Origin of the sequence: Leifsonia sp. AK011 (assembly GCF_013410945.1) — a bacterium.
Classification (GTDB): Bacteria; Actinomycetota; Actinomycetes; order Actinomycetales; family Microbacteriaceae; genus Rhodoglobus.
The window spans coordinates 689,343-713,693 of sequence record NZ_JACCCH010000001.1; the positions used below are offsets into that span (position 1 = coordinate 689,343).

A 24,351-nucleotide genomic window follows, 5' to 3' on the forward strand; every position below is an offset into this window, starting at 1 on the left:
TTCTCTCCTGTCGTTGTCGTGCGGTGGTCAAGCGGACGGGCGGGTCGGCAGGTACGGATGCTCCTTCAGTACCCCTGCGAGGTGGGTCGCATTCGTTGCCGCGAGCAGGGTGGCGTTCGCCACCTCCTCTGGTGTCTCCTCGAGGTCCCGGTAGTCGGTGGTCTGCATGGCGCGGCCCACCCAGTAGGTGGCCCCCTGCGACGGGATTGTGAAGCCGACATCCGAGAGTCCCTGAGAGATGTCCGCCACGGCCTTGTGAGCGCCGTCCTCGTTGCCGACGACGGCAACGACAGCCACCTTGCCGGCGAGGATGGCACGACCCTCGTCGTCGAAGGTGGAGAGTTCGGCATCCAATCGTTCGAGCACGCGCTGTGCCTCGCTCGCCGCGTGCCCCATCCAGATCGGCGTGGCGACGACGAGGATGTCGGCGTCGAGGATGAGCGAGCGGATGCGCGGCCAGCCATCCCCGTCGCCCTCGTTTGCGGTGACGCCCGGGGCGATGCCCGCATCCACCGTTCGCACCGACGAGCCGCTCACTCCGAGCGACTCGAAGGTCTCGAGCAGCTGGTCAGTGAGCAGTTGGGTACTCGACGGTTCGGGCGACGCCTTGAGTGTGCAGACGAGGGCAACAACGGACAGATCTCGGTTCACCATGCTTCGACGCTACGGACGTTCGTGCCAGCCCACGAGGGGTTGACAGTGCGGGCGAATGCCGCAATCCGGCGCCGATGTAGCGGACTGCCGGTATCGGTGTCAAGCCATTTACAGGGCCTCACGTTCAGGGTCAACTGGACACAAGCACCCCCCATCGGGGGTACCGCAGAGGGGACTCAGACATGACCATCACGCACGCCCGCCCGATCACCTCGGCACCGGAGCCCGTCGTCTCCCCCCTCCGCGATGGCGTCTACCAGGTCTTGTTCGAAGGACAGGTGCTCGGTTTTGTCGAGCCCGTCGGTCCGGTGTTTGTGGCGCTCATGGGCCGTACGGCTCACGTGGCGTGCGAGGTGGGCCAGTCGCTCTCGTGGGAGACGAGCGTTCGAATGATCCTGACCGCTTCGCGCACACCGCGCAGCGCATCACAGACCGTGGCTTGACATGCGTGAAAGCCCGACTCGGGTAACAATGTGATCATGGGCACCCTCACTTACGACTCCACGCTCGCGGCGGACTTCGACGACCGCACGCTGGCGCACCTCCAGATCGTCATCGGCGCGAAGTTGCGCCGCAACGAGGCCTTCTTCTTCAGCTGGAAGGATGACTCGGCCATAGGGGACGGGCGCTCCGTGATCTGGCTGCACCCCTCGATCCCCATCGCGTTCAAGTTCTTCGGAAGCCGACCCCCCTCGCTCAACCGCGAGTGGGTGGACGAGATGCTTCTCATGGCCAACACTCCGGCGGGCCTCCAGATCACGGCGGAGCCGTCGTCGCTTGCCGCGAACGGAGAGTCCGCATGATGCGCACGACGATCCTGTACGACGGAGCAGAGTACGTCGTGGCGAAGACGGCCGCAGAGGTGCGGGCAAACCTCGACGAGATCCTCGCCACGGGCAAGCCCGGGTGGATCGTGGTGAACCACGGTCGGGGCAAGCTGCAGCAGGCCGAGATTCTCGTGTCCTCCGGCATCCCGATCAGCCTCATCGACACGAGCGATTCCGACTGAACCCACTGACCACGCCCGCCAACGGTGCCGCGGGCACAACAAAGGGCGGTGAGCCGAAGCTCACCGCCCTTTGTTTCAGCTACTCGAGCTGATCAGCCTCACTGGGCTGAGTGGTCACTTAGGCGCGACGTGAACCGCGCGTCACCAGGCCGTAGATCAGCAGCACAACGATGGCGCCACCGATGGCAAGAAGCCACGTGGTGATGTCGAAGAAGCCCTCGAGGCCAACGCCGAAGATGGCGCTACCGAGGAATCCGCCCAACAGGGCTCCGACGATGCCGAGGATGAGGGTGATGACCCATCCGCCGCCCTGTGAACCGGGCAGGATCGCCTTCGCGATCGCCCCTGCTGCCAGCCCCAAAATAATCCAGGCGATGATGCCCATGACGACCTCCCAGTCGATCATCTCTTGCTGTTCCGGGTCTCGGAACCTCAACTACTGAACCACCCTCTGCCCCCCGGACGGGAGGGGTTGTGTCTTGTGGTGGGGGCTGGTAGAGGGCCTTTCACGATCGCAGGAGGGCCAGGAGCGCCGTCATGCTCTTCGAGCCGCCCACTGTCTGGCCCTGCTGGAACTTCTCGAAGACGAGCGGATGGATGTAACTGGCCTTCGCCACGGTCGTCGTGTTGCCGAGCATCCCCGCCGCGGCCTCCACGGAGGCACGGATCGCGGCCTGGACCTCCCGCTCGCTCTCCGGTGTCACGGCGGGCAGTGTCGCTGCCGCAATGGCCGTGGCGTGGAGCGTGCGGAAGTCCTTCGCGCTGAACTGCTCGCCAGCACACAGTCGCACGTAGGTGTTCACGTCGGAGGTGTGCAGCGGGCGTCGGCGACGGCCATCGGCCCAGGCGAGGAGTCGACTTGCCGGGGCGCGCCCCTCGACGAGTTGGCCGACGGCGGTCGCGAGGTCGGCGTTCCTCACCGTGATCGAGGCGAGCTGTTTGCTCTTGGCCCTGAACGCGAAGCCCACGGTCGAGCCGTCGACCGTGGCGTGCCGACGCAGGAGCGTGCACAGCCCGCGGGAGCCGTAGACGGTCGCGTACTCCTCGCCGCCGATGCGCATGGCGGTCACGTCGAGTATCCGGAACGCGGTGGCGAGCACGCGGGCGTGAGAGAGCGGCGGCTCCGCGAAGTCCCGCGCCGCGCGGCGCCGGGCGCTCGGGAGAGCCTCGGCGAGATCGAGAGCGCGCTCGAACTTTGCCTCGTCCTGCGCTTCGCGCCAGGCCGGGTGGTAGATGTACTGGCGTCGGCCCGCCTCATCCAGACCGACCGCGAGGATGTGCGCGGACCTGCTCGGGGCGATCCAGACGTCGGTCCAGGCCGGTGGGATGGCGAGGGCATCCAGTCGCTTCCTGACGGCGTCGGCAACGCTCGCACCCGTCGGGTCCCGGTAGTCGAACGAGGTGCCGCGACGGACGCGGCTGATACCCGGCGCCTCGTAGGGCCTGGCTTGGCTGAGTCTCACGCTCTCGAATGTAGGTCGGGTCGCGCGGCGCGTCAGGGGGTTGACGTGGTGGCAACTGTGGGTTGAGTAGCCGCGGGCGAAGCCCCGGCGTTATCGAAACCAAGCCAACGTGATCGATGCTGCGCGTTGGTGAGGTTTCGATAACGGCCGCTTCGCGGGCCTACTCAACCAGCAGGCGGATCTACCCCCAGAAGCCTTCGTGCACCTCGGCCGCCTCGCGCTCCAGCGCGGGCCCCGCCACGACGACGGTGCCGCCACCCGCCGCGAACACGTCGCGACTCGGCAGGTCCAGCGTCGGCTCGTCCGAGACGACGGCGACGATCTCGATGAGCGCCTGTTCGGGCAGGGCGTAGACCATGCGACCGATTCCGGCCCAGTAGATGGCACCAGCGCACATCGCGCAGGGCTCCGTGCTCGTGTACAGGGTGCTGGTGCGCAGCTCCGTGGCATCCAACACCGCCGCCGCCAGACGGACGAGGTTGGTCTCGGCGTGACCCGTGGGGTCCCGCTCGGTGACGACGCTGTTCAGGCCGCGGATGACACGCCCATGCGCTGTGACAAGCACGGCTCCGAACGGGTGATTGCCGCCCTGCCGGGCCTCCCACGCTGCGGCGATGGCCTCGCGGAGGTGACCCTCGTCGACCGTGGAGACCGCGGTCGGGTCATCCGCCGTCAACTGCGGTGCTTGGCCGCGAGCTCGCTGAACTGCTTCTCCAGCTCATGCGCCTTCTCGTCGTCGCGACCGGGGCCAGCGGCGACGTTTCCCGCCTGGGTCGCCAGGGCCTCGAGTCGTGCGTAGTGCTCTGTGTCGCCCTGCCCGTCGTGCTTGAGCTGCTCGAGGATGGCGCGGTGCTTCTTGGAGATCGACATGGGTCGATCGTGGCACAGATCAGACTCCCGGGACAGAGAGAAGGTGCCCTACTCGTGGGTGTCGCGCGGGATCGGTTCGGGCGTGGTGAAACCGTCGGGACCCAGCATGGTGGGGGTCGCGTCCGAGTCCGGATCCGCGGCACTCTTCGACGTCGGTGTGGAGAGTCCGTTGCCGGGTGAGGTGTTGTTCGTGTCCATGTCACCACGCTAGGTCGGGGGCTCCCCGGGCCGCGAGGGGTTGACGCCGCCCCGCGAGATGAGTGTCAACCCCTCGACCCCGGGGTCGACCTCGCGTAGCGTCGACGACGTGGACACCCCGGAGCCCAGCCCTCACGCCGACGAGATGACGGACGACGACAAGCGCACCGACCAACTCACGCGTGCTCCGAAGTCGGACCCGGAGGATGCGGCTCCCCGCATCACCACGACCCAGCTCGGCGGGGTCACCCGGATCGACGTTGCCGACACCGCCGCGGTGCGACCGGGCAATCCCGACAAGCAGCACGGATCGTGACGCACGAGGTCGATGCGATCGTCGTCGGCGCGGGCCCGAACGGCCTCGCGTCCGCGGTGACGCTCGCGCGAGCTGGACTCTCCGTCACGGTCTACGAGCGCGCTGCGACGATCGGCGGGGGTTCCCGCACCCAGGAACTCACCCTTCCCGGGTTCCACCACGACGTCTGCTCCGCCGTTCACCCACTCGCCCTCGCCAGCGGATTCTTCCGCCGTTTCGAGCTCGCCAAGCGCATCGATCTCGTGGTCCCTGAGCTCTCCTACGGTCACCCGCTCGACGGGGGACGGGCGGGCCTCGCGTGGCGCGACCTCGACCGTACCGTCGAGGAGTTGGGGCGCGATGGTGCGTCCTACCGGAGGCTCATGGGTCCCCTCGTCGCGGATGCCGACAGGGTGGCGCAGTTCACGGGGTCAGCGTTGGTGCAGGTGCCGCGGCATCCGATGACGGCACTGCGGTTCGGGTGGAAGGCGCTCGAGCAGGGCTCCATCGACTGGAACACCCGCTTCCGCGAGGACCTCGCACCCGCGATGCTCACGGGTGTCGGCGCGCATGCGATCCGGCCGATGCCGAGCCTCGCGACGGCTGCGGCGTCCCTCTCCCTCGGGGCGTACGCGCACGCCCGCGGCTGGCCAGTGCCGGTCGGCGGGAGCCAGGCCATCACGGATGCACTCGCCGACGATCTTCGAGCGCACGGTGGCACGATCATCACCGACACCGAGGTGGGTTCGCTCGACGAGCTGCCTCCCGCCAAGGCCGTGCTCCTGGACGTCAGCCCGGCCTCGCTCCTGGCCATCGCGGGCGACCGGCTGCCCGCGTCCTATGCGCGTCGACTTGAGCGCTTCCGGTACGGGAATGCCGCGGCGAAGGTCGACTTCGCGCTCTCGGGGCCGGTTCCCTGGGCCAACCCCGACCTTGCCAACGCCGGCACGGTTCACGTCGGCGGTACGCGCGCCGAGATCGCCCGCGCCGAGCACGAGGTGGCTGAGGGTCGGCACAGCACCGATCCCTACGTCCTCGTCGCCCAGCCCTCCGTCGGTGACCCCACTCGCGCGCCCGAGGGAAAGCACGTGCTCTGGGCGTACACGCACGTGCCCGCTGGCTCCACGGTCGACCAGACCGAGGCCGTGACACGGCAGATCGAGAGATTCGCCCCGGGCTTCCGCGATGTCGTGATCGCGTCGGCGAGCAGGACCGCCGTCGATCTCGAGCACGAGAATCCCAACTACGTGGGGGGCGACATTGCGGGGGGAGCGGCGAGCTTCGCGCAACTGATTGCCCGCCCCATCCTCTCGACCGACCCGTGGCGCACCCCCGCCGAGGGCATCTACCTCTGTTCATCGTCCACGCCTCCCGGCCCCGGAGTCCATGGGCTCGCCGGCTACTACGCGGCGCGCAGTGCCCTTCGCGCCACGTTCGGCATCACGGCAGCTCCGCCCCTGGGCCTGGGAAGGTAGACGATGTCCGTCACTGTGCACGAGATGAACTGCGACCCCGAGGATGTCTTCGCGGTGCTCGCCGACGGTTGGGTGTTCCCGACGTGGGTGGTCGGTGCCTCGAGGATGAGGGATGTCGACGACGCCTGGCCCACGGAGGGCAGCAAGCTCCACCACTCCTTCGGCGTCTGGCCGCTGGTCATCAACGACGAGACGACCGTGCACGAGTGGGACCCGCCTCACCGGATGGTCATTCGCCCGGCCGGCTGGCCGCTCGGCGAAGCACTCGTGACGATCGAGGCAAAGCCCCGAGGTGGCGGCTGCGTCGTGCGGATGACCGAAACGGCCGTGCGCGGCCCGAGCACACTCATCCCGAGACCGGTGCTCAACGGGATGCTCCGCGTGCGCAACATCGAGACGCTCCGCAGACTCGGATACGTCGCCGAGGGCGGCAAGACGAAGCGCGAGCGCGAAGGGGAGTAGGCCCCGCACCGCTGAATCCGGGCACAAAAAAAGGCGGGACATAACTCCTGCCATACCCAAAATATAGCCCAGCAGGGGGCTTGCGGCAAGGCCCCCTCCGTGGCGCACACTGGTCGGCCCAACCCGGATTCGACGAGTGGAGTCACCCTGTCTGCACGCCCAACACCCAGTGCCTTCGACCTTCCCGAGCGCCTCGCTGCCAAGAACACGCCAGCCCTCATCGCGGCGGACGAGCGGCACTTCGCCGAGATCGCCCGCAACCTCGACCGCATGACAGCGGAGCTCGCCGCGCGCCTGGACGAACTGCGCCTCGTGCGCGGCGACTCCGGCCGTGAGGTGGCGGAGCGGGATGACGAGATCCGCCGTCTCTCGTCACGCCTCCGCGCCATCGGCCGTTACGGCATCGACCTCTGCCTCGGTCGTATGGTGCCGGCCGGTTCGAGCGAGCCGATCTACATCGGCCGTTTCGGACTCACCGACGAGACGGGCAAGCGCCTGCTCATCGACTGGCGCTCGCCGGCTGCTGAGCCGTTCTTCGGTGCCACGCACGCGCACCCCGACGGTCTCGCGAGTCGTCGCCGCTACCGCTGGACCCTCGGCCGCATCACCGACTACTGGGACGAGGTCTTCGAGGAGGGGGCGATCGACACGAGCGCATCGCTCGATGACCAGTCGGCTTTCGTCGCGAGCCTCGGCGCGAGTCGGTCACCCCGGATGCGGGACGTGCTGTCCACGATTCAGGCCGACCAGGATGCCATCATCCGCGCCGATTCCCGTGGAGCACTCGTCGTGGACGGTGGCCCCGGCACCGGCAAGACGGTCGTCGCCCTCCACCGCACTGCATACCTCCTCTACTCTGACGCCAGGGTGAGCGCGGGCGGCGTGCTCTTCGTCGGGCCGAGTACCGCCTACCTCGCCTACGTGGAGGACGTACTGCCGAGCCTCGGCGAGGACAGCGTCCAGGTCTGCACCCTGAGGGAGCTCGTCGCAGAGGGTGGGGCCGCAGTGGCCGAGACGGATGCTGCCGTGGCATCCCTCAAGTCATCCGCTCGGCTCGTCTCGGCGGTGGATGCCGCCGTCGATCTCGCCGAGCGGGCTCCTCGCGCGGCAACGATCGTGGAGACCCCGTGGGCTGATGTCCGGATCGAGCCGGCCGACTGGCAGGAGGCCTTCGCCGCCGTCGAGCCCGGCACACCGCACAACCAGGCCCGCGAGCAGGTCTGGCAGGCGCTCGTGGAGATCGTCGCGGACCGGCTCGGGCTCGAACAGGAGGAGGGGCCCGACGAGTTCGATGCCTACGGTCTGACGCGTCAGGCGTCGGGCGGGCTCGGTCGCTTGCTGGCCGCTGATGAGCAGGTCGCCGCCGCCCTCTCGCGAGCATGGCCGCTCCTCGGGGCGACCGATCTCATTGCCGGGTTCTGGTCGTCCCCGGAGTTGCTCCGCAGGGTCGCACCGTGGCTGGACCAGGAGGATGTCGCGAAGCTCCAGCGGCGCACGCCGCAGGCCTGGACCCTCTCCGACCTGCCCCTCCTGGATGCGGCGCAGCGCAGGCTCGGCGACCCCGATGCCGCCGTGCGGGCTCGCCGCCGGGAGGCCGAGGCCGCCGCCGAGCGCGCGCGGCGTGCTGAGGTCACGGCCGACCTGATCGCGAGCGACGACTCCGAGATGCGCGTGATGTCGATGCTCCGAGGACAGGACCTGAGGGCAGCGCTCGAGGAAGAGGCGGAGGCGCTGCGCGTCGCCCCGGACGCCCTCGCCGGGCCCTTCGCTCACATCGTCGTCGACGAGGCCCAGGAGCTCACCGACGCGGAATGGCAGATGCTGCTGGCCCGATGTCCCTCGCGCAGTTTCACCATCGTGGGCGACAGGGCGCAGGCACGGCGGGGGTTCCGCGAGTCGTGGAATGAACGGCTGGAGCGCGTCGGGTTCGGGCGGGTGGCCGTGGCATCCCTCGGGGTCAACTATCGGACGCCCGCCGAGGTGATGGCGGTGGCGGAGCCGGTAATTCGAGCTGCGCTGCCGGACGCGAACGTGCCGGTCTCGATCCGCGAGAACGGTGTGCCCGTGATGCGCGCGGATGCCGCGGAGCTCGAGTCCCTCGTCGAGACTTGGCTGCTCGGGCATCCCGAGGGCATCGCCTGCGTTATCGCGGGGGCCGGATTCGACGCCGCACCGTTCGACCGATTCGATCGCGTCCGCGTGCTCACCCCCGAACTCTCGAAGGGGCTCGAGTTCGACCTCGTCCTCCTCGTCGAGCCGGAGTCGTTCGGCGACGGTATCGCTGGCGCCGTGGACCGGTACGTGGCGATGACGCGCGCAACGCAGCAACTCGTGCTGGTGACCGCGTGACGCGGACGCGATCCCTAGACGGATGCCTCGAGCAACACCGGGTACACCTCCGCTGGTTGCTCCTCCTGGGGCACCACGGCCACGGGCACCGGCGAGTTCGAGATCACGTCGTAGCTGACGGATCCGAGGAGCAGGTCAGCGAACGCGCCCAGCCCGCGCGAGCCCACCACCACGAGGGAGGCGGCGCCCGCGAGGCTCCGGATCGCGTCGGCGGCCGGGCCAGCAGCGAGGGACTCGGTCACCTCGATGCTCGGGTGTCGCGCTCGCACCCCTTCGGCGGCATCCGCCAGGAGTGTGCGATGCGTATCGATGCGCTCGCCGACCGTGACCGCTGAGACGGCGGCGCTCGTGGTGATCTCGGGCGGGCTGTTCCAGGCGTGGACGATGTCGAGGCGCTCCTGGAGTCTGGCCGCCTCGCGTGCGGCGAAGTCGAGAGCGCGTGCCGCAGTCGGGTCGTCGGCCCAGCCGACTTCGACAGTGCCCGTGGTCGGGCGCCACCCGGCGGGCACGACGATCGTTGTGCAGCGGGACCGACCTGCGACCTGGAGCGCGAGGGTGCTGTGCAGCACGCCGGCTCGCATGGTCGTGTGGTTGGTGCCGATGACGAGGAGGTCGGCGTGATGCGAGGCGAGGATGAGTTCGTGGGGTGGTGTTCCGCGGCGCAGCACGGTCGTCACGGGCGTTCCCGGGAGCTGCGCTGTGACCACGGCGCGAGTCAGTTCGAGGAGGGCCTCCGCGGACTGGCGAGCCGTGTCATCCCGCGGGCCGACGACCGTCGTGATCTCCAGCCGGATGTCGCCCTGCCCGGCCCTCTGGATCGCCCAGTCGATCGCGGCAGCACTCGCTGCTCCTCCGTCGGTGGCGACGATGACTTTCTCGACCATGGTGCGCTCCTCTGTCCGCAACCTACGATGCCCACCGCGGCCGCGGGCGGACAGGGGCTAAGGTCCCGGGGCGCTGCGGCCGGGAAAGGGCCGAACGGGCGAGGCTGTCAACCCCTCCCCGCTTTCGGCGGGCACACGTAACGTCGCAGTACTACTGAGCCACAGAGATGGAGGACGCCATGCGCGCCAAGGGTTTGCTGTTGATCGGTGCTGTTGCGGGGCTCGTCTTCGCCGCCACACCGCAGGGTCGCCGAGCGATCGAGAACGCCAAGGTCAAGCTCGCGGGTGTCTGGGCGAGCCCGGACGTTCAGCGCACGGTCGCGAACGTCGAAGGTCAGGTGCGCAAGGTGCCCGGTGTCGGCGACAACATCGCTGATGCCATCAAGGGCGCTGGCTCGCGATGACCTTCCAGGACCAGCCGGTCGAGGATGGCAGCACCGAGGCCACGGACAACGACAAGCTCGAGGGCATTGTCGAGCAGACCAAACAGGATGTCGCGGTCGGCTCGATCCCCGGAGGTGACATGCGCGACGTGCTTCTCACGCGAATCTCGGATGCCGGCCTTACTGTCGATGACAAGACCCTCGCGCGCCTGCTCGAGTCGAGCGAGGGCTGACTCGCTGCACGTTCGAGCGATTGCTCAGAACGTGAGTTATGCTCTGAGTAAGCTCGTCGAGAGGATTCGCCATTTCCACGTTCGACCCTCCCGCCGAGGATTCCCCGCGGCCGCAGGCCGACTCGGGTGACCCCGCGGTTCCTGCTGCTCCCGCTCCGGCCACTCCTCCTGCCGCTCCGCGTCCGGAGTCGACCGGTGCACCGAGCCTCCCGGTAGCGCCTCCGCCCGCCATACAGGTGCCACCGCCTGCGCCGCGAATCGAATCGGCGCCCGCAGAGGCCGTGCCTGACGAGACTGTTCCTCCGGCCCAGCCAGTGTCGCCCGCTGCTCCTCTCGAACCCTTCGTCTCGCCGTACCAGCAGGCCACGTACCCGCAGCCGGGACTTGCCGCTCCGGTGCCCGTGCAGGCTCCGGCCCCCGGTGCCGCAGGGCTCGAGTACGTGCCTGGGGCGCCCGTTCCGCCGCCCGTCGGTCCCCTCGCTGGCCCGCCGGACCCGCCCAAGAAGGGTCGGCGCATCGGGTGGATCATCGCCGTCATCCTTCTGGCCCTCGCGTTGATCGCGACCGGTGTGGTGCTCGCGCTCACCCTCACCCGCCTGGAGCGGGCAAACACGGTGATCGACGACCAGGAGCAGGAGATCCAGGAGCAGCAGGATCTCATCGAGAAGAAGGAGACCTTCGGGCTCGCCGCCGAGGACCTCATGTCCACCGCCGCGCAGTTCGACGGGCTCCCGTACGCGACGCTCGTCGACACGAGTCACCTGACGGAACTCATTCGCGCCGGGTGGGCGCACCGATGGAACGGCGAGCTCCTCGTGAGCGACGCCGAGAACCTCCGTACGGCGAAGGACGAACTCGCGGCAGTCATCACCGCGGCACAGGGCGAGGCATCCGCCAACGCGACGGGCACGTTCTACGAGTCGATCACCGACCAGCTTGGCACCGGCTACGTGAAGACCTCGCTCGACACCGCGGACGCGACGTGCGCACAGGACGTGTGGGGATGCGTCGGCGGGGAGGATCCGTTCACCATCCACTACGACCAGTCCCAGACCGTGTCGGAGCCCTACATGAACGACTGGCTCCGCACCGGTCTCGCGTACCACGAGTACGCCCACGTTCTGCAGTTCGCCAATCCCGAGCCGACCGAAACGGCCGTAGCCTCCTTCGGCGGCGACTGGGAGACGATGGCGGACTGCTACGCGCTCACCTTTCTCCCCGGCTGGACCCTCGACCACACGATCTTCGTGAGCGACTTCGAGTACTGGGAGGTCAGCGTCGGCTACGGCTACACGTGCGACGCGAACCAGGCGCAGGTGGTGCGTGACTGGGCGGCATCCCTCGGCTACACGTACGCCCCGATCTCGCAGTAGGCGACTGAGGGGTGTTGACACCCCGCCACGGTGTGCTACATTCATCGAACCGGTTCGACGGAGAGCAGAGGATGCAAGTGGCAACCATCGGTGATGTGGCTCGTGCAGCAGGGGTGTCCCGCAGCACGGTGTCCTACGCGTTGTCCGGCAACCGCCCGATCTCCCGCGAGACGCGAGAGCGCATCGACAAGGCCATCCTAGAGCTCGGATTCACCGTCAACGCTGGGGCCAGGGCCCTCGCAACCTCCCAGACAATGGCCATCGGCCTGCTCTCCCAGTTCCACCAGGACGAGTTCGCCCCGGCCATGCTCCAGTACATCCGCTCGGTGTCGGATGCCTCGCGCGAGCTGGGCTACGACGTGCTCTTCGTGACCGACATCGACGGTGCGAACGCCGTGCGCCGCATCACGTCGTCGAACATGGTCGACGGTGTCGTGCTCCTGGATGTCACGCACGCCGACCCGCGCCTCGACGCGCTGCGCTCGGCGCGCCAACCCGGCGCCCTCGTCGGCCTGCCAGGGGACACCGAGGGTCTCGACGTGTTCGACCTCGACTTCGGCGAATCCGCGCGGGTGATGGTCGATCACCTCTACAGTCTTGGCCACCGCGAGATCATCCTCGTGAGCCCACCGCAACACGTCTTCGAGCGCGGCGGCGCATACGGCTGGCGCTTCCGCGACGCTGCAGTCGAACGTGCGGGGCGCTACGGAATCCGCATCCACCCCTACTACGGCGAGTCGCAGCAGCCGGCCATCACCGTCAACATCGACGCGATCCTGGATGCCCGTCCCACTGCGACCGCGATGATCGTGCACAACGACGCCACCATCGCGGCGTTGCCCATGGTGCTCCAGCGCCGCGGAGTGCGAGTTCCTGATGACCTCTCCGTCGTCAGCCTCTACTCACAGGACTTCGGCCGAACGTTCTCCCTGCCCTACACGGCGGTGGAGAGTTCGCCCGACAAGTTGGGCCGCCTGGCGGTCCAGCAGTTGGTTCGACGAATCATCGACCCCGGTCAGGCAGGACCGGCAGTCGTGAAGTTCATCGCGCCCGAGTTGGTCGATCGGGGGAGCACGGCGTAGCCCAAAGGCGGGTTACACCGCTTTCAGGCGGCCCGGCTTCGAACCGGTTCGATGATTGACCCCGATAGAAAGCACGATTCAGAGAGGAATACCGTGATCACTAACACAAAGGGGGTGCGCGCAGCAACGGCGCTCATCCTCGGCAGCACACTCATCGGCGGACTTGCGGCTTGCGCACCGACCGAATCCACCGGCGGCGACAACGCCACCTACACACTGTGGGATCCGTACCCCGACCGTGACGCGTCGTCGACATGGGCCCAGGCCATCGACGCGTGCGCCACCGAGCTCGGCATCACGATCGAGCGCAACTCGGGCAACACCGGCGACACCGTCAAGGACCTCACCACCGCCGCGGGCAACCTGCCCGACCTCGCGATGGTCGACAACCCCAAGGTCGGCACCCTCGCCGACGCTGGGTTGCTGACCTCCAACGAGGAGACCGGGCTCGACACGTCGGCGATCGAGCCGAACATCCTGTCCGCCGGTGAGCTGGATGGTGCAACCTACGGTGTTCCCGTCGGCGCGAACACCCTCGGCCTGTACTACAACCCCGAGATCCTCGAGGCTGCTGGTGTGGACATCGCGAGTGTGACCGACTACGCGTCGCTCACGGCCGCGCTCGAGAAGGTCGTGGCATCCGGTGCCAAGGGCATCACGTTCTCGGCCGTCGGAACCGAGGAGGGAACGTTCCAGTTCCTCCCGTGGTTCTGGGGAGCCGACGCTGACCTCACCGAGCTCGACTCGAGCCAGGCCGAGTCGGCGCTCCAGCTCTGGACCGACTGGGTGTCCAAGGGGCTCGCACCCAACTCCGTGCTCTCCAACACGCAGGGCACGAGCTGGGATGAGTTCATGACGGGCGAGTACGCGTTCGCCGAGAACGGTTCGTGGTTCAAGGGTGCCGCCGATGAGGCGGGCTACCTCTCGATCCAGGTCCCGGGCATCGACGGCGGAGCGGCTCCCGCGCCGACCGGTGGCGAGTTCATCACCATCCCCGTCCAGAAGGACACGTCCCGCTACGAGACCTCGACCAAGATCGTCGAGTGCCTCACCACGGGTAACGCCGGCGCAGACGCGCTCGGCTACGTCGCCCCGACGGCCGAGGGCCAGGCCGCGCAGCTCGAGGCCGACCCGTCGCTCGAGTTCTGGATCAGCGCCGTTGGCGACGCCAAGCCCCGCACGGCGGACAACCTCGGCATCTCGTACGGCGTCATCTCCGAGCAGCTCTACACCGCGGTGCAGAACGCCCTGAGTGGCGTCTCGTCGCCGGCCGATGCGCTGGCGGATGCCCAGGCCGCAGCAGCGGACAAGCTCAAGTAACACCCCCAGCAACACCCCGAGTGCAAGGAGGCACACATGACAGTCACACAGAGCACCTCTGCAACACAGAGCACCTCTGGCCCGGCTGCGCGTGTCTCCCGGGATGGGGCGACGAAGCTCGCCGCCCCATCCCGCAGCACGAGGCCGCGCAAGCCGAGGTTCCGTGAGCAGCTCGTCGCCTGGGCATTTATTGCCCCGGTCGTGATCTACCTCGTCGTCTTCTACGCCTACCCGCTGTTCCGCAACATCGACCTGAGCTTCCGCGAGTACACCCTGCGGTCGTTCATCGACGGCTCTGCGCCGTTCGTCTGGTTCGACAATTACGTGCAGGTGCTGAACGACTCCACGTTCGCACCAGCTCTCCTCAACACCGCGGTATTCACGTTCGTCTCGATCGCCTTCCAGTTCTCGATCGGGCTCCTTCTCGCGGTCTTCTTCTACCGGCACTTCCCCCTCTCGGCCACGCTGCGAGCACTCTTCCTCGTGCCCTGGCTCCTTCCCCTTCTCGTCTCCGCTTCGGTCTGGGCGTGGATGCTCAACAGCGAGTCCGGAATCGTCAATGCCGCCCTCGAGGCGATCGGCCTCGGGCAGGTCAACTGGCTCACCTCACCGCAGTGGTCGATGGTCTCGGTGCTCCTCGCGAACATCTGGATCGGCATCCCGTTCAATCTCGTCATCCTCTACAGCGGCCTCCAGAACATCCCGGGCGAGGTCTACGAGGCCTCCTCGCTCGATGGGGCGAACGGATGGCAGACCTTCTGGCGCATCACGTTTCCCCTGCTACGACCGGTGTCGGCGATCACGATCCTCCTGGGCCTCGTCTACACGCTCAAGGTGTTCGACATCATCTGGATCATGACGAGGGGTGGCCCGGGCAATTCGTCCACGACGTTCGCGATCTGGTCCTACCGTCTCGGCTTCGGAGGCGGCAGCCCCGAGCTGAGCCCGGCGGCTGCGGTCGGCAACCTGCTGATCATCCTCGCGTTCGTCTTCGGGCTCCTCTATATCCGCACGCAGCGTCGATTGGCTGACTCATGAGAACACGCGGGCGCCTGTGGAAGACGGCGGTCGGCGTCATCCTGACCGGCATCATGCTCTTCCCCCTGTACTGGATGGTCAATGTGTCGCTGACACAGCCGACCGCGCTGCGAAAGGATCCGCCGGACCTGTTCCCAGTGAATCCCACCTTCGACGGCTATTCGCGCGTGCTGAGTGAGCAGTTGCCGTATCTCGCCACGAGCCTCGTGATCGGGTTGGGAACCGTCATCCTGACCGTCGCCCTGTCGGCACCTGCGGCGTTCGCGCTCGCCAAGCTCCGCCCGCGCGGCGGCACAGGCCTCAACTTCGTGTTGCTGATTGCGCAAATGATCCCCGGCATCATCATGGCGATGGGGTTCTACCTGATCTTCTTCAACTGGGGCATTCTCGACACCATCCCCGGCCTGATCCTCGCCGACTCGACGCTCGCCGTGCCCTTCGGTGTGCTGATCTTCACCGCCTTCATGGCGGGGATTCCCGACGAGCTCATGTCGGCGGCGAAGATCGACGGCGCTGGCGCGTGGCGCACCTTCCGGTCGATCGTGCTGCCCATCAGCCGCAACTCGATCGTGACGGTGTCGCTGTTCGCCTTCCTGTGGTCGTGGTCCGACTTCCTGTTCGCCTCCACCCTCAACCGCTCGAACGGCTTCCAGCCCATCACGATCGGCATCTACCGCTACATCGGCAACAACACGCAGGACTGGAACGCGATCATGGCGACTGCCGTCGTCGCCTCCATCCCCGCGGCCGTGCTTCTCGTACTCGCCCAGCGCTACGTCGCCGCCGGTGTCACGGCCGGCGCCGTCAAGGACTGACCCACTCTCTCGAAGGATCTAGATGCATTTCCCCTCTGACCACCGTTTCGACGTCAACGAGATCCCGTTCTCCGTTCGGGGCTCGTGGCTCGATGTCTCGCCGGTGGTCGCGCTCCACACGCGCCGCGACGACCTCCACCTCGTGTCGCACCAGAACGGCATTCACGGCGTTCTCGCCCTCGTGCCCGAGATCGGCGGGGACCGCGTCGAGACCGACATCGTGGCCACACCCTCGGTGCTGGCCTGGGGTCACGAGCGCGGACGCATCGAGGTCACCTTCGACGACACATCGACGCTGCGTGTGCGGGGGACCGGTCTCGCCCTTCGGCTGGCGGATGCTACGGCGGGCCTCACCCCGTTCACCGGCACCTACCTCTTCACCGAGCCGGGCTCCTCGAGTGCGGTCTTCACGTCCTACGAAACGGGTCGTCGCTACCGGGTCACGCCGATCACCGGATCCCTCACGGTCGACGGCAACGAGGCACTCGGTGCTCGTGCACGTTCGGTCCTCGCCGGTGCCGATGGCAGGGCGTGGGAGATCGCCGTCGAGGAGTTCACTGCGGCTCACGCCCCGTTCGTGGCATCCGGAACGTTCGATGAGGCGGTGGGGCGCAATGCGGCCGCGTTCGAGGAGTATCTCAACGCCCTGGCCCCGTGGCGCAGCGAGCGAACGCCCGGCGCCGCACTTGCCGCCTATGTGCTCTGGTCGGCGACAGTGAGCCCGCTGGGGTATCTCGACCGCGAGTCGATCCTCATGTCGAAGCACTGGATGGACAAGGTGTGGAGTTGGGATCACGCGTTCAACGCGCTCGCGCTCGCGCCCGGGCTGCCCGAGGTGGCGCTCGACCAGTTCCTCGCGCCGTTCGACTACCAGGACGACGCCGGTGCTCCGCCCGACTCGGTCACGCACTCGGAGGTGCTCTACAACTACGTCAAGCCACCCATCCACGGGTGGGCGCTCGCCAAACTTCGCGAGAGGATGCCACGCCCCCTCGATCGCGAACAGCTCCTCGACCTCTACTATCGCCTCACCCGCTGGAGCCTCTTCTGGCTGGACTACCGTCGCGTTGACGGTCACGACCTGCCCTACTACCAGCACGGCAACGACTCGGGCTGGGACAATTCGACGACGTTCGACAACGACCGTGTGATCGAGGCACCCGACCTCGCGGCCTTCCTCATCGTCCAGCTCGATGTGCTGACCGAACTCGCGGGGGAGCTCGGTCTCGACTCGGCGAGGTGGACCACCGAGTCCGAGCGCCTCAGGGCCGCGCTGCTCGCAACGCTGTGGAGTGGCGAGGACTTCGTCGCGATCTCCCCGTCATCCGGCCGTCGCAGCACCGCCACGAGCCTGCTCAACCTGCTGCCGATCATCGCGGGGGAGAGGCTTCCCCTCGAGGTGCGCGAGAAGCTCGCGAAGCACATCGAGCGGCACCTCACGGAGTTCGGTCCCGCGACCGAGATCCCCGGAACCGAGCACTACGAACCGGACGGCTACTGGCGCGGACCGATCTGGGCCCCGTCGACGGTACTCATCGAGTCGGGCCTCCGGTCGAGTGGATTCGTGGAGCTCGCCGACACCGTGAGCGAGCGGTTCCGCGCACTGTGCGAGAAGTCCGGGTTCGCCGAGAACTTCGACGCCGTCAGCGGAGCTGGGCTCCGTGACCGCGCGTACTCCTGGACCGCAAGCAGCTATCTGCTCCTCGCCGGGGAAGCGGAGTCCCGGAGGGAGCAAGCCTCCTAGGAGCGTTGATCACGGCTTGTCACTCGTCCTTCGCGGGACGGGTGAGAGTCGTGCCTTGGCGTTCTCGAAGGTGAACAAAACCCCGGAAAATAGCGGTTCTCGAGGGGTTGTTTCCCGTTTGCGCTTCGGGTAAACATGTAGCAACGACTTCATCGAACCGGTTCGACACATGGACGTGGTGAACCGGTTCGATGGGGACCTCAACAGGCTCGGTAGAGCGGTTCGGGATGCGACGGTGCATCGGGTGGTTCGTTCCATCAATGTCGTCCTTCGCACACGGAAATCAGACTCCACCGGTGTCTCCAGACGAAAAATGGAGGACGATCGTGTCACTCACCACAGCCCATCCCCCGACGCTGCGGCGCTCCCTCGCGCTCGGCATCGCCGCGACCATGGCGGCATCGCTCGGGGTGGTGTCACTTCCCCAGCTCGCGGACGAGGCGTCCGCGGCTCCCGGCCCCGCCGCGACACTCATCGTGGAGGCCGACCAGCCGTTCCGCGAAGCGACCGTCATGGCGAGCGGTTCGCTCTACGGAATCGCCAGCGACGGCGTTCCGTCGGACGCTCTCATCGCGCCACTCAAGCCGGACACCTTCGTGCAGATGCCGCCCGGCGGCACGCAGCAGCCCACAGGCGACACGCTCAACGTGTGGCAGGCCGCCGATCGCGCCGGAGCCGGAGTCGTCGTTCGCCTGGTCGACTACTACCCGGGATGGCCCTACCAGTTCTCCTGGACCGACACCCAGACCCGTCTCGGTTGGGAGAACGCGGTCCGCGACATCGTCGCCAAGATCGACGCAGCGGGCGCGACCAACATCGTCGCCTACGCACCGTGGAATGAGCCCGACATCACCTGGAGGACCCAGAACGGCTCGTTCCTCGACTTCTGGGAGTTCAGCTACAACCTGCTGAGGGAGATCGCTCCGGATGTTCCGATCCAGGGCCCGAACTACTCCACCGACATCAGCGGCATGCGCGAGTTCCTCGAGTTCGCGAAGGAGACGAACACCGTCCCCGACGTGCTCGAATGGCACGAGCTCATCTCGCCTGACCGCATCCAGGGTCACGTCAACACCGTGAACGCCTTGCTGGACGAACTGGAGCTCGGTGACATCCCGGTCGACATCACGGAATACGCGACGACGGGCGAGGTCGGCATCCCGGGCAAGCTCGTCCCGTACCTCGCCAAGCTCGAGCGCTACGGCATCGACCGCGCGGAGCTGCCGTTCTGGAACCAGTCCGGAACGCTCGGCGACCTCCTCACCAGCCGGGGCGGTTCGCCCAACGGCGCCTACTGGATGTACACCTGGTACGCCCAGTTCGAGGGAGACATGGTCACGACGACGCCGCCGTCGAATTCGAGCCCACTGGAGGGCGTGGCATCCGTCAACGATGACAAGGACGAGGTCCGCATCATCGCGGGCGGCAACACCGGCGCGACGTCGATCGTCGTCAACGGGCTCGACCAGCTCAACCTCGGTGACGACGTCAACGTCATGCTCGAATACACCCCCGCATACGGACGCACGACGCCGACCGCCGGGCCGATCACGATCTCGAACACCACGTACGAGGTCGGCTCCGACGGAAGCATCACCGTGCCGATCGTCATGAACCCCGCCTACGGCTACCACATCGTCGTGACCGAGGCGGGTGTCGGAGAGACGCTCGACGGCTCGTATGTCATCACCAACGGAAACAGCGGAATGGCGCTCGAGCCCAGTGGACCCGCCGACGGCGACCCCGTCGTGCAGAAGCCCACGAGCGGGAGCGACGCCCAGACGTGGAACCTCGTCTCGGCGGGCTCTGGCCTGTACCGTCTCGAGAACGCCGAGAGCGGCTTCGCGCTCGGCATCCAGGGCGGTGCCACCACGAACGGTGCACTCGCCGTGGCCGCGAGCGGCACTGCCGAGAACCAGCTCTGGCAGCCCGTCCCCGACAGCACCGGAAAGTACCGTTTCACGAACTACGGCACGGGTCAGACCCTCGGAGTCGTAGGGGCGAGCACGCAGGATGGCGCATCCATCAACCAGTGGGCTGACGGTGTTGCCTCGACGGGATGCCAGCCCACGACATCCCGGCAGCCCGGCAAGATCGGTACTGCACTCGACTTCTGCGGCACCTCGTCCTACGGACAGCTGCCGACGGGCGTCGTGAGCGGTCTGAGCGGTGACTGGTCGATCTCCACGTGGGTCAAGCCGAAGGCGGTCACGACCTGGTCGCGCGTCTTCGACTTCGGAACGGGACAGTCGGCCAACATGTTCCTCACGGTGAGCGCCGGCAACGGCCCCCGATTCGCCATCACCTCGGGCGGAGCGGGCAGCGAGAAGCAGCTCAACTGGACGGGACAGAACCTCCCGCTCGACCAGTGGACGAACGTGACGATCGTGTCGTCGGGCACCACGGGAACGATGTACGTCAACGGCAACGCGGTCAGCACCAACACGTCGTTCACGACGAAGCCGTCGGCGCTCGGCCAGACCAACCGCAACTACATCGGTAAGTCGCAGTACAGCGACCCCGCCTACAACGGCGCGGTTGACGACCTCGCGATCTACGACCGTGCGCTCTCCGCCCAGGAGGTCGCCACGATCGCAACCGGTCAGGCTGCCGCGGGAAACGTCGCGAACTACAAGTTCGACGAGACCAGCAACTTCACGACGCTCGTCGACAGCTCGGGCAACAGCCGCAACGGAACCATCGTTGCGGGCACCGGCAGCTCGGGCACGGCAACGACCGCGACGGATGCTGCCACCCCCGACCGCTTCTGGACGCTCACCGCGGTGGAGGAGCCGACCGGCCCCGCTGTCGACCGGGTCGCGGGCGATGACCGGTTCGAGACCGCAGTGAAGATCTCGCAGCAGTCGTACCCCGACACAGCGCCCGTTGTGTACGTCGCGAACGGTCGGGACTACCCCGACGCCCTGTCGGCCGGCCCGGCAGCAGCCTTCCAGGGCGGTCCGCTGCTGCTCGTGACTCCCGGGGGAATCCCCGAGACTGTCGCGGCCGAGATTGCGCGGCTGAGCCCTGCGAAGATCGTTGTGGTCGGTGGTGAACCGTCGGTCAGTGCATCCGTGTACACGCAGCTGACGGCGATGACCGACTCGATCACGCGTCTGGGCGGTGCAGACCGCTACGAGACATCGCGCATGCTGGCGGAGTACGCGTTCGGTGATTCCGGTGCATCCCTTGCCTACATCGCGACGGGAACCAAGTTCCCTGACGCGCTCGCAGCGGGAGGTGCGGCAGGAGCGCAGGATGCGCCGGTGATCCTGGTCAACGGAAGCACCGGAGACCTGGGCACGGCGACGGCCGATCTGCTGGGCGATCTCGGGGTGACCGACACGAGGGTCCTCGGTGACGTCAACTCGATCTCGGACGACATGTTCTACGACATCGACCAGCTCACGAACGCTGTTCGGCTCGCGGGCTCCAACCGCTACGAGACGGCGCGGGCGATCAACGCCGACGCCTTCGACACGGCAGAGCACGCGTTCCTGTCCACGGGAGCGAACTTCCCGGACGCGCTCGCGGGCTCGGCATGGGCGGGCAAGTCTGGCTCACCCCTGTACACGGTCTACCCGGACTGTGTGCCCCAGGGTGTGCTGGATGACCTGGACGCCCTCGGCGTGACGGGGGTCACACTCCTCGGTGGCCTCCCGTCGCTGTCGGCTTCTGTGGAGAGCCTCACGGCGTGCGGCTAACCCTCCAGTAGCGCGGCCAGTGGCCGCCGCGGTGTCGGAGTCCCCTGACACTGCGGCGGCCACTGTCGTGTTGTGCGGTCCCTCGTGGGCATCGCGCTGGTTGCGCGTTGGGCGTCGCGCCTGGTGTGCGTCGGGCGTCGTGCCTGTCGCGCGTCCTGTATGCGCCGAGTGTTCCGATATGGCTGCTAAAACCCCGCAAATGGCAGCCAAATCGGAACACTCAGCGTGAGAGGGCTACAGCGCGGCGCAGGTGACGCAACGATCCGCCCACGGGCGAACGTGGAGGCGAGCATCCGGGATCGGGTTCCCGCACGTCACACACGTGCCGAACGTGCCATCCGCGATGCGCTCCAGCGCACGGTCCACCTCGTCGAGACTCGCCACGGCGGTGGCGTGCATGCTCGTGATGCGGGACCAGTCGGATGCCAGGGTCGAGCCTTCAGGGTCGTGCTCGTCGTCCGCCGTGCCATCCGACCGCGCGAATCGGATGCCTGCGAGCTCCTCGCTCGACACCCCGATGGCGTCGAGTATCTCCGCGCGGCGGGCACGCAGCAGGGCCTCGAACGGATTCATGACCCTCGACGATACGCCTCAGCCTGCGGTCGTCCTGCTGTGGATTGTGACGAGGTAGCCGTCGAGGTCCTGGAACACGAACGTCGTTCCGAACGGACCGTCGAACGGCTCCTGCACGACGGTCGCGCCAGCGGCGGCCACGGTCGTGTGGAGCTCCGCCGCGTCGGGGTCGTGCAGCCAGAGCGCGACGCCGAGGCCGAGGGGTCCGGCATCCAGGTCGACACCCGGCGCGGGGTCACGAACGGCGAACGTCGGCTGCGTGTCGAAGACGACCGCGTGCGGCGGCGAGAAGGGTGCGCGGCTGAGCCCGACGACCTCCTCGTAGAACGTGGCGGCCTTCTCGAGGTCGCGCACCTGAAGTGCGATGAAGTCTGGACCTGTGACGGCCATGGTGAATCTCCTCTATGTCAGTTTCCTTACATCCAAGAGTATGTCAGGATGCTGACATGGTCAACACGAACGTCGGCTACGCGCTCAAGCAGGCCCAGTCGCTCCTCCACGTGCGCATGGAGGAGGCGCTGAAACCACTAGGACTCACGGTCTCGCAGTACTCGTGTCTCTTCCGACTGCGCCTCGAACCCGGCGTCTCGGCCGCAGGTCTCGCGAGGGCAACCTTCGTCACGCGCCAATCGATGAACGCCCTGCTGCAGCAACTCATCGACCGGGGCCTCGTGGCGCGGCCCACTCAGGCCGAGAGCGGGCGCGCTCTCCCCGCCCTACTGACTGATGCCGGCGCCGAGACCCTCGACGCTGCGCAGACACTCGTCGACGGTGTTCAAGAGCGGATGCTGCGGGGCTTCAGCACCGCGGAGACCGCTGCACTCGAGCAGGCTCTGGCTGCCTGCATCCGCTCGCTCGAGGAGTAACCCGTCGCCGAGTGTTCCGAAATGGTCGCCAAAACATCACGAATAACGGCCAAATCGGAACACTCGGTGACTCAAGCCCTACCCGAGCTTCGCGAACCGTGCCCGCAGCACGCTGTAGACCCCGTACGCGATGAAGCCCAGACCCACGACCACCAGGATCACCTTCCCGAACGGCAGGTCGGCAAGCGCTTTGAGCGCGCCGTCCAGGCCGGATGCCTTCGAGGGGTCGGCCGTGACGGATGCCACGATGAACAGCACCCCCACGACGAACAGTGCGATTCCGCGAGCAACGTAACCCAGCACGCCGGCTCCCAGCACGACCTTTCCCGTCCTCCCGCCGGGGACGGCGAGGTCCTCCTCGAACCCTCGGGACAGCCCCTTCCACACCATGTACCCACCGATGCCGCACACGAGCAGCCCGACGGCGACAACAACGATCACGCCTCCGGGCGTCGCCAGGAGCTGAGCGGTGAAGGATGTCGCCTGCCCAGCGCTGTCGCTGCCCGAGCCCACGGCGAAACCCGCTGCGCCCACCGCAAGCGCAAGGTAGGCCACGCCCTTGCCCACGCCGATCGCGATCTTCAGCGCGCGGCCCTTTGTGTCACGGTCATTCTCGAGGAACGACCCCAGGAGGTACCAGAGTCCGAGCGCCGCGAGTGCGATCGCGATCACCCACAGGAGCACGAGCCCGGCGGGATTCGCGGCGATGGCGGCGAACGCGCCGGACTGGTCCGCACTGCCCCCGCCCGACACCGCGATACCGATCGCGATGGCTCCGATGATCGCGTTCACCACTCCATTGACCGCGAAGCCCGCCCGCGCGAGGACTCTGGCGGGAGTGGAGTTTCGCGAGTTGTGGGCGGTCTGCTTGACGTTGGGTGTGTTCACCGTCCGAGGCTATGGCGGGGGCCAGTTGGGGAGCGAGTGGTTGCCTCGAGGGCAGCGGGGGAGTATGCAGTGCGCGCCCGCACCTATCGTCGCCGTATCCATTTCCGGATACGGAGCCGCAACGGGCGCTGACCTTTGCTTGAACCATGACGTCGCACAGAGCGGCGCTGTGATTCAAGGAGTTTCCCATGCCCACCTCATCGCGCTCCCGCTACCCGGCGATCCTCGCGTCCGCGCTCGGCCTCACGCTCCTTCTGGCCGGATGCACCGGCACAACCCCCACCCCGGCCGAGACATCCGCCACAGACTCCACCGGCGGAAACGCAGGGTTCTCGGCGGCCCGGGACGCCTACGACCTGAAGCTTGCGCAGTGCCTGCGCGATGCCGGCTTCGACGTGAAGGACCCGCAGCCCGGCGAGGGCATCACGGAGTCGATGGAGGGACTCAACGAGGCGGCCGGCGTCTGCATGCGTGAGATCGGCGACCCGCCCACCCCCGGTGGCAAGGTCGATGACGCCGAGATGCTGAAGGGGATGCTCGAGTGGGCCGACTGCTTCCGCGAGCGGGGCGTCGAGGTTGAGGAGCCCCAGCTTGGCCAGGCATTCGTACTGCCCGAGGAGGCCACCGAGGCCGACGTCGCCGCCTGCATCCCCCCGGTGTGAGGGCCCGACCT

Annotated in this window: 28 protein-coding genes; 18 read left to right on the forward strand and 10 right to left on the reverse strand. The window is 67.4% G+C overall.

The features are described from left to right. Positions 1–27 precede the first annotated feature (27 nt). Positions 28–654 carry a flavodoxin family protein gene (locus HDC94_RS03370; protein ID WP_179494853.1) on the reverse strand — a complete coding sequence of 209 codons (627 nt, stop codon included), beginning with the start codon at positions 652–654 and terminating at the stop codon, positions 28–30. A 182-nt stretch (positions 655–836) separates the two neighbouring features. Between HDC94_RS03370 and HDC94_RS03375 the strand changes: the two genes are divergently transcribed. From HDC94_RS03375 to HDC94_RS03385, 3 genes are read left to right on the forward strand one after another with little or no spacing between them, the layout of a single operon-like run. After that, positions 837–1,097, forward strand: coding sequence for a hypothetical protein (locus HDC94_RS03375; protein WP_179494854.1), 261 nt, complete (start codon positions 837–839; stop codon positions 1,095–1,097). Between the two features lie 36 nt (positions 1,098–1,133). Next, positions 1,134–1,457 (forward strand): ATP-dependent DNA ligase, encoded by a 324-nt coding sequence (locus HDC94_RS03380; protein ID WP_179494855.1) that lies wholly within the window; start codon positions 1,134–1,136, stop codon positions 1,455–1,457. Continuing rightward, positions 1,454–1,663 carry a hypothetical protein gene (locus HDC94_RS03385; protein ID WP_179494856.1) on the forward strand — a complete coding sequence of 70 codons (210 nt, stop codon included), beginning with the start codon at positions 1,454–1,456 and terminating at the stop codon, positions 1,661–1,663. Before HDC94_RS03380 ends, HDC94_RS03385 begins: the two co-directional genes overlap by 4 nt. Positions 1,664–1,781: 118 nt before the next feature. Here the strand turns inward: HDC94_RS03385 and HDC94_RS03390 are convergent, their stop codons facing one another. The 5 genes from HDC94_RS03390 to HDC94_RS03410 all read right to left on the reverse strand — a co-directional run bounded on the left by HDC94_RS03390 (position 1,782) and on the right by HDC94_RS03410 (position 4,194). Then, a complete protein-coding gene (locus tag HDC94_RS03390) occupies positions 1,782–2,048 on the reverse strand; it encodes a GlsB/YeaQ/YmgE family stress response membrane protein (RefSeq protein WP_179498809.1) in 267 nt (88 codons plus the stop codon). Between the two features lie 121 nt (positions 2,049–2,169). Next, positions 2,170–3,126 carry a DNA topoisomerase IB gene (locus tag HDC94_RS03395; RefSeq protein WP_179494857.1) on the reverse strand — a complete coding sequence of 319 codons (957 nt, stop codon included), beginning with the start codon at positions 3,124–3,126 and terminating at the stop codon, positions 2,170–2,172. Between the two features lie 181 nt (positions 3,127–3,307). Beyond that, positions 3,308–3,802 (reverse strand): nucleoside deaminase, encoded by a 495-nt coding sequence (locus HDC94_RS03400; RefSeq protein ID WP_179494858.1) that lies wholly within the window; start codon positions 3,800–3,802, stop codon positions 3,308–3,310. After that, positions 3,799–3,996: a hypothetical protein gene (locus HDC94_RS03405; RefSeq protein ID WP_179494859.1), complete on the reverse strand. Its 198-nt coding sequence runs from the start codon at positions 3,994–3,996 to the stop codon at positions 3,799–3,801. Before HDC94_RS03405 ends, HDC94_RS03400 begins: the two co-directional genes overlap by 4 nt. A gap of 48 nt (positions 3,997–4,044) precedes the next feature. After that, positions 4,045–4,194 (reverse strand): hypothetical protein, encoded by a 150-nt coding sequence (locus HDC94_RS03410; protein WP_179494861.1) that lies wholly within the window; start codon positions 4,192–4,194, stop codon positions 4,045–4,047. Positions 4,195–4,303: 109 nt separating this feature from the next. Here HDC94_RS03410 and HDC94_RS03415 point away from each other — a divergent pair, with 109 nt between their 5' ends. From HDC94_RS03415 to helR, 4 genes are all read left to right on the forward strand, one after another. Then, positions 4,304–4,510 (forward strand): hypothetical protein, encoded by a 207-nt coding sequence (locus HDC94_RS03415; protein ID WP_179493699.1) that lies wholly within the window; start codon positions 4,304–4,306, stop codon positions 4,508–4,510. Next, on the forward strand, positions 4,507–5,964 hold the full coding sequence (locus HDC94_RS03420) for an NAD(P)/FAD-dependent oxidoreductase (protein WP_179494863.1): 1,458 nt from the start codon (positions 4,507–4,509) through the stop codon (positions 5,962–5,964). The genes HDC94_RS03415 and HDC94_RS03420 overlap by 4 nt, the downstream gene beginning before the upstream one ends. 3 nt (positions 5,965–5,967) lie before the next feature. Next, entirely contained in the window at positions 5,968–6,426 is a 459-nt protein-coding gene (locus tag HDC94_RS03425) for an SRPBCC family protein (RefSeq protein WP_179494865.1), read from the forward strand. A gap of 99 nt (positions 6,427–6,525) precedes the next feature. Then, the gene (gene helR / locus HDC94_RS03430) at positions 6,526–8,775 is read left to right on the forward strand and encodes an RNA polymerase recycling motor ATPase HelR (protein WP_374757260.1); all 2,250 of its coding nucleotides are present in this window, start codon (positions 6,526–6,528) and stop codon (positions 8,773–8,775) included. A 14-nt stretch (positions 8,776–8,789) separates the two neighbouring features. Here helR and HDC94_RS03435 read toward each other — a convergent pair whose 3' ends face one another. Next, a complete protein-coding gene (locus HDC94_RS03435; RefSeq protein ID WP_179494867.1) occupies positions 8,790–9,659 on the reverse strand; it encodes a universal stress protein in 870 nt (289 codons plus the stop codon). 179 nt (positions 9,660–9,838) lie between these two features. On the opposite strand from HDC94_RS03435, the gene HDC94_RS03440 reads away from it, so the two are divergent. The 9 genes from HDC94_RS03440 to HDC94_RS14860 all read left to right on the forward strand — a co-directional run bounded on the left by HDC94_RS03440 (position 9,839) and on the right by HDC94_RS14860 (position 21,351). Further along, positions 9,839–10,063 carry a hypothetical protein gene (locus HDC94_RS03440; protein WP_179494869.1) on the forward strand — a complete coding sequence of 75 codons (225 nt, stop codon included), beginning with the start codon at positions 9,839–9,841 and terminating at the stop codon, positions 10,061–10,063. After that, complete coding sequence (locus tag HDC94_RS03445; protein ID WP_179494870.1) at positions 10,060–10,275, forward strand: hypothetical protein; 216 nt, start codon at positions 10,060–10,062, stop codon at positions 10,273–10,275. Before HDC94_RS03440 ends, HDC94_RS03445 begins: the two co-directional genes overlap by 4 nt. Before the next feature lie 281 nt (positions 10,276–10,556). Then, complete coding sequence (locus HDC94_RS03450; RefSeq protein ID WP_179494872.1) at positions 10,557–11,648, forward strand: hypothetical protein; 1,092 nt, start codon at positions 10,557–10,559, stop codon at positions 11,646–11,648. Positions 11,649–11,719: 71 nt separating this feature from the next. Next, complete coding sequence (locus tag HDC94_RS03455; protein WP_218870433.1) at positions 11,720–12,730, forward strand: LacI family DNA-binding transcriptional regulator; 1,011 nt, start codon at positions 11,720–11,722, stop codon at positions 12,728–12,730. Positions 12,731–12,823: 93 nt separating this feature from the next. Beyond that, positions 12,824–14,050 carry an extracellular solute-binding protein gene (locus HDC94_RS03460; RefSeq protein WP_308495617.1) on the forward strand — a complete coding sequence of 409 codons (1,227 nt, stop codon included), beginning with the start codon at positions 12,824–12,826 and terminating at the stop codon, positions 14,048–14,050. 36 nt (positions 14,051–14,086) lie between these two features. Further along, the gene (locus HDC94_RS03465; RefSeq protein ID WP_179494878.1) at positions 14,087–15,088 is read left to right on the forward strand and encodes a carbohydrate ABC transporter permease; all 1,002 of its coding nucleotides are present in this window, start codon (positions 14,087–14,089) and stop codon (positions 15,086–15,088) included. Next, complete coding sequence (locus HDC94_RS03470; RefSeq protein WP_179494880.1) at positions 15,085–15,903, forward strand: carbohydrate ABC transporter permease; 819 nt, start codon at positions 15,085–15,087, stop codon at positions 15,901–15,903. Before HDC94_RS03465 ends, HDC94_RS03470 begins: the two co-directional genes overlap by 4 nt. Positions 15,904–15,925: 22 nt before the next feature. Continuing rightward, positions 15,926–17,647 (forward strand): amylo-alpha-1,6-glucosidase, encoded by a 1,722-nt coding sequence (locus HDC94_RS03475; RefSeq protein WP_179494882.1) that lies wholly within the window; start codon positions 15,926–15,928, stop codon positions 17,645–17,647. A gap of 326 nt (positions 17,648–17,973) precedes the next feature. Beyond that, entirely contained in the window at positions 17,974–21,351 is a 3,378-nt protein-coding gene (locus HDC94_RS14860) for a cell wall-binding repeat-containing protein (RefSeq protein ID WP_179494884.1), read from the forward strand. A gap of 234 nt (positions 21,352–21,585) precedes the next feature. Here the strand turns inward: HDC94_RS14860 and HDC94_RS03485 are convergent, their stop codons facing one another. Together HDC94_RS03485 and HDC94_RS03490 are read right to left on the reverse strand one after the other, a co-directional pair. Then, positions 21,586–21,924: a TraR/DksA C4-type zinc finger protein gene (locus tag HDC94_RS03485; protein ID WP_179494886.1), complete on the reverse strand. Its 339-nt coding sequence runs from the start codon at positions 21,922–21,924 to the stop codon at positions 21,586–21,588. Positions 21,925–21,942: 18 nt separating this feature from the next. Further along, complete coding sequence (locus HDC94_RS03490) at positions 21,943–22,314, reverse strand: VOC family protein (protein ID WP_179494888.1); 372 nt, start codon at positions 22,312–22,314, stop codon at positions 21,943–21,945. Positions 22,315–22,370: 56 nt separating this feature from the next. Between HDC94_RS03490 and HDC94_RS03495 the strand changes: the two genes are divergently transcribed. Next, positions 22,371–22,790: a MarR family winged helix-turn-helix transcriptional regulator gene (locus tag HDC94_RS03495; protein WP_179494890.1), complete on the forward strand. Its 420-nt coding sequence runs from the start codon at positions 22,371–22,373 to the stop codon at positions 22,788–22,790. Positions 22,791–22,868: 78 nt separating this feature from the next. On the opposite strand, the gene HDC94_RS14865 is transcribed toward HDC94_RS03495, so the two are convergent. Then, the gene (locus tag HDC94_RS14865; RefSeq protein WP_179494892.1) at positions 22,869–23,678 is read right to left on the reverse strand and encodes a DUF1206 domain-containing protein; all 810 of its coding nucleotides are present in this window, start codon (positions 23,676–23,678) and stop codon (positions 22,869–22,871) included. 188 nt (positions 23,679–23,866) lie between these two features. Here HDC94_RS14865 and HDC94_RS03505 point away from each other — a divergent pair, with 188 nt between their 5' ends. Continuing rightward, entirely contained in the window at positions 23,867–24,340 is a 474-nt protein-coding gene (locus HDC94_RS03505; protein WP_179494894.1) for a hypothetical protein, read from the forward strand. Positions 24,341–24,351 lie beyond the last annotated feature (11 nt).

Bases quoted from the DNA above. Each gene is read 5' to 3' on its own strand.
- HDC94_RS03505 (WP_179494894.1), top strand. From the start codon at position 23,867: ATGCCCACCTCATCGCGCTCCCGCTACCCGGCGATCCTCGCGTCCGCG.
- HDC94_RS03380 (WP_179494855.1), top strand. From the start codon at position 1,134: ATGGGCACCCTCACTTACGACTCCACGCTCGCGGCGGACTTCGACGAC.
- HDC94_RS03370 (WP_179494853.1), bottom strand. From the start codon at position 654: ATGGTGAACCGAGATCTGTCCGTTGTTGCCCTCGTCTGCACACTCAAG.
- HDC94_RS03410 (WP_179494861.1), bottom strand. From the start codon at position 4,194: ATGGACACGAACAACACCTCACCCGGCAACGGACTCTCCACACCGACG.
- HDC94_RS03495 (WP_179494890.1), top strand. From the start codon at position 22,371: ATGGTCAACACGAACGTCGGCTACGCGCTCAAGCAGGCCCAGTCGCTC.
- HDC94_RS03455 (WP_218870433.1), top strand. From the start codon at position 11,720: ATGCAAGTGGCAACCATCGGTGATGTGGCTCGTGCAGCAGGGGTGTCC.
- HDC94_RS03385 (WP_179494856.1), top strand. From the start codon at position 1,454: ATGATGCGCACGACGATCCTGTACGACGGAGCAGAGTACGTCGTGGCG.
- HDC94_RS03445 (WP_179494870.1), top strand. From the start codon at position 10,060: ATGACCTTCCAGGACCAGCCGGTCGAGGATGGCAGCACCGAGGCCACG.
- HDC94_RS03375 (WP_179494854.1), top strand. From the start codon at position 837: ATGACCATCACGCACGCCCGCCCGATCACCTCGGCACCGGAGCCCGTC.
- HDC94_RS03440 (WP_179494869.1), top strand. From the start codon at position 9,839: ATGCGCGCCAAGGGTTTGCTGTTGATCGGTGCTGTTGCGGGGCTCGTC.
- HDC94_RS03435 (WP_179494867.1), bottom strand. From the start codon at position 9,659: ATGGTCGAGAAAGTCATCGTCGCCACCGACGGAGGAGCAGCGAGTGCT.
- HDC94_RS03470 (WP_179494880.1), top strand. From the start codon at position 15,085: ATGAGAACACGCGGGCGCCTGTGGAAGACGGCGGTCGGCGTCATCCTG.
- HDC94_RS03490 (WP_179494888.1), bottom strand. From the start codon at position 22,314: ATGGCCGTCACAGGTCCAGACTTCATCGCACTTCAGGTGCGCGACCTC.
- HDC94_RS03425 (WP_179494865.1), top strand. From the start codon at position 5,968: ATGTCCGTCACTGTGCACGAGATGAACTGCGACCCCGAGGATGTCTTC.
- HDC94_RS03475 (WP_179494882.1), top strand. From the start codon at position 15,926: ATGCATTTCCCCTCTGACCACCGTTTCGACGTCAACGAGATCCCGTTC.
- HDC94_RS03405 (WP_179494859.1), bottom strand. From the start codon at position 3,996: ATGTCGATCTCCAAGAAGCACCGCGCCATCCTCGAGCAGCTCAAGCAC.
- HDC94_RS03465 (WP_179494878.1), top strand. From the start codon at position 14,087: ATGACAGTCACACAGAGCACCTCTGCAACACAGAGCACCTCTGGCCCG.
- HDC94_RS03390 (WP_179498809.1), bottom strand. From the start codon at position 2,048: ATGGGCATCATCGCCTGGATTATTTTGGGGCTGGCAGCAGGGGCGATC.
- HDC94_RS03485 (WP_179494886.1), bottom strand. From the start codon at position 21,924: ATGAATCCGTTCGAGGCCCTGCTGCGTGCCCGCCGCGCGGAGATACTC.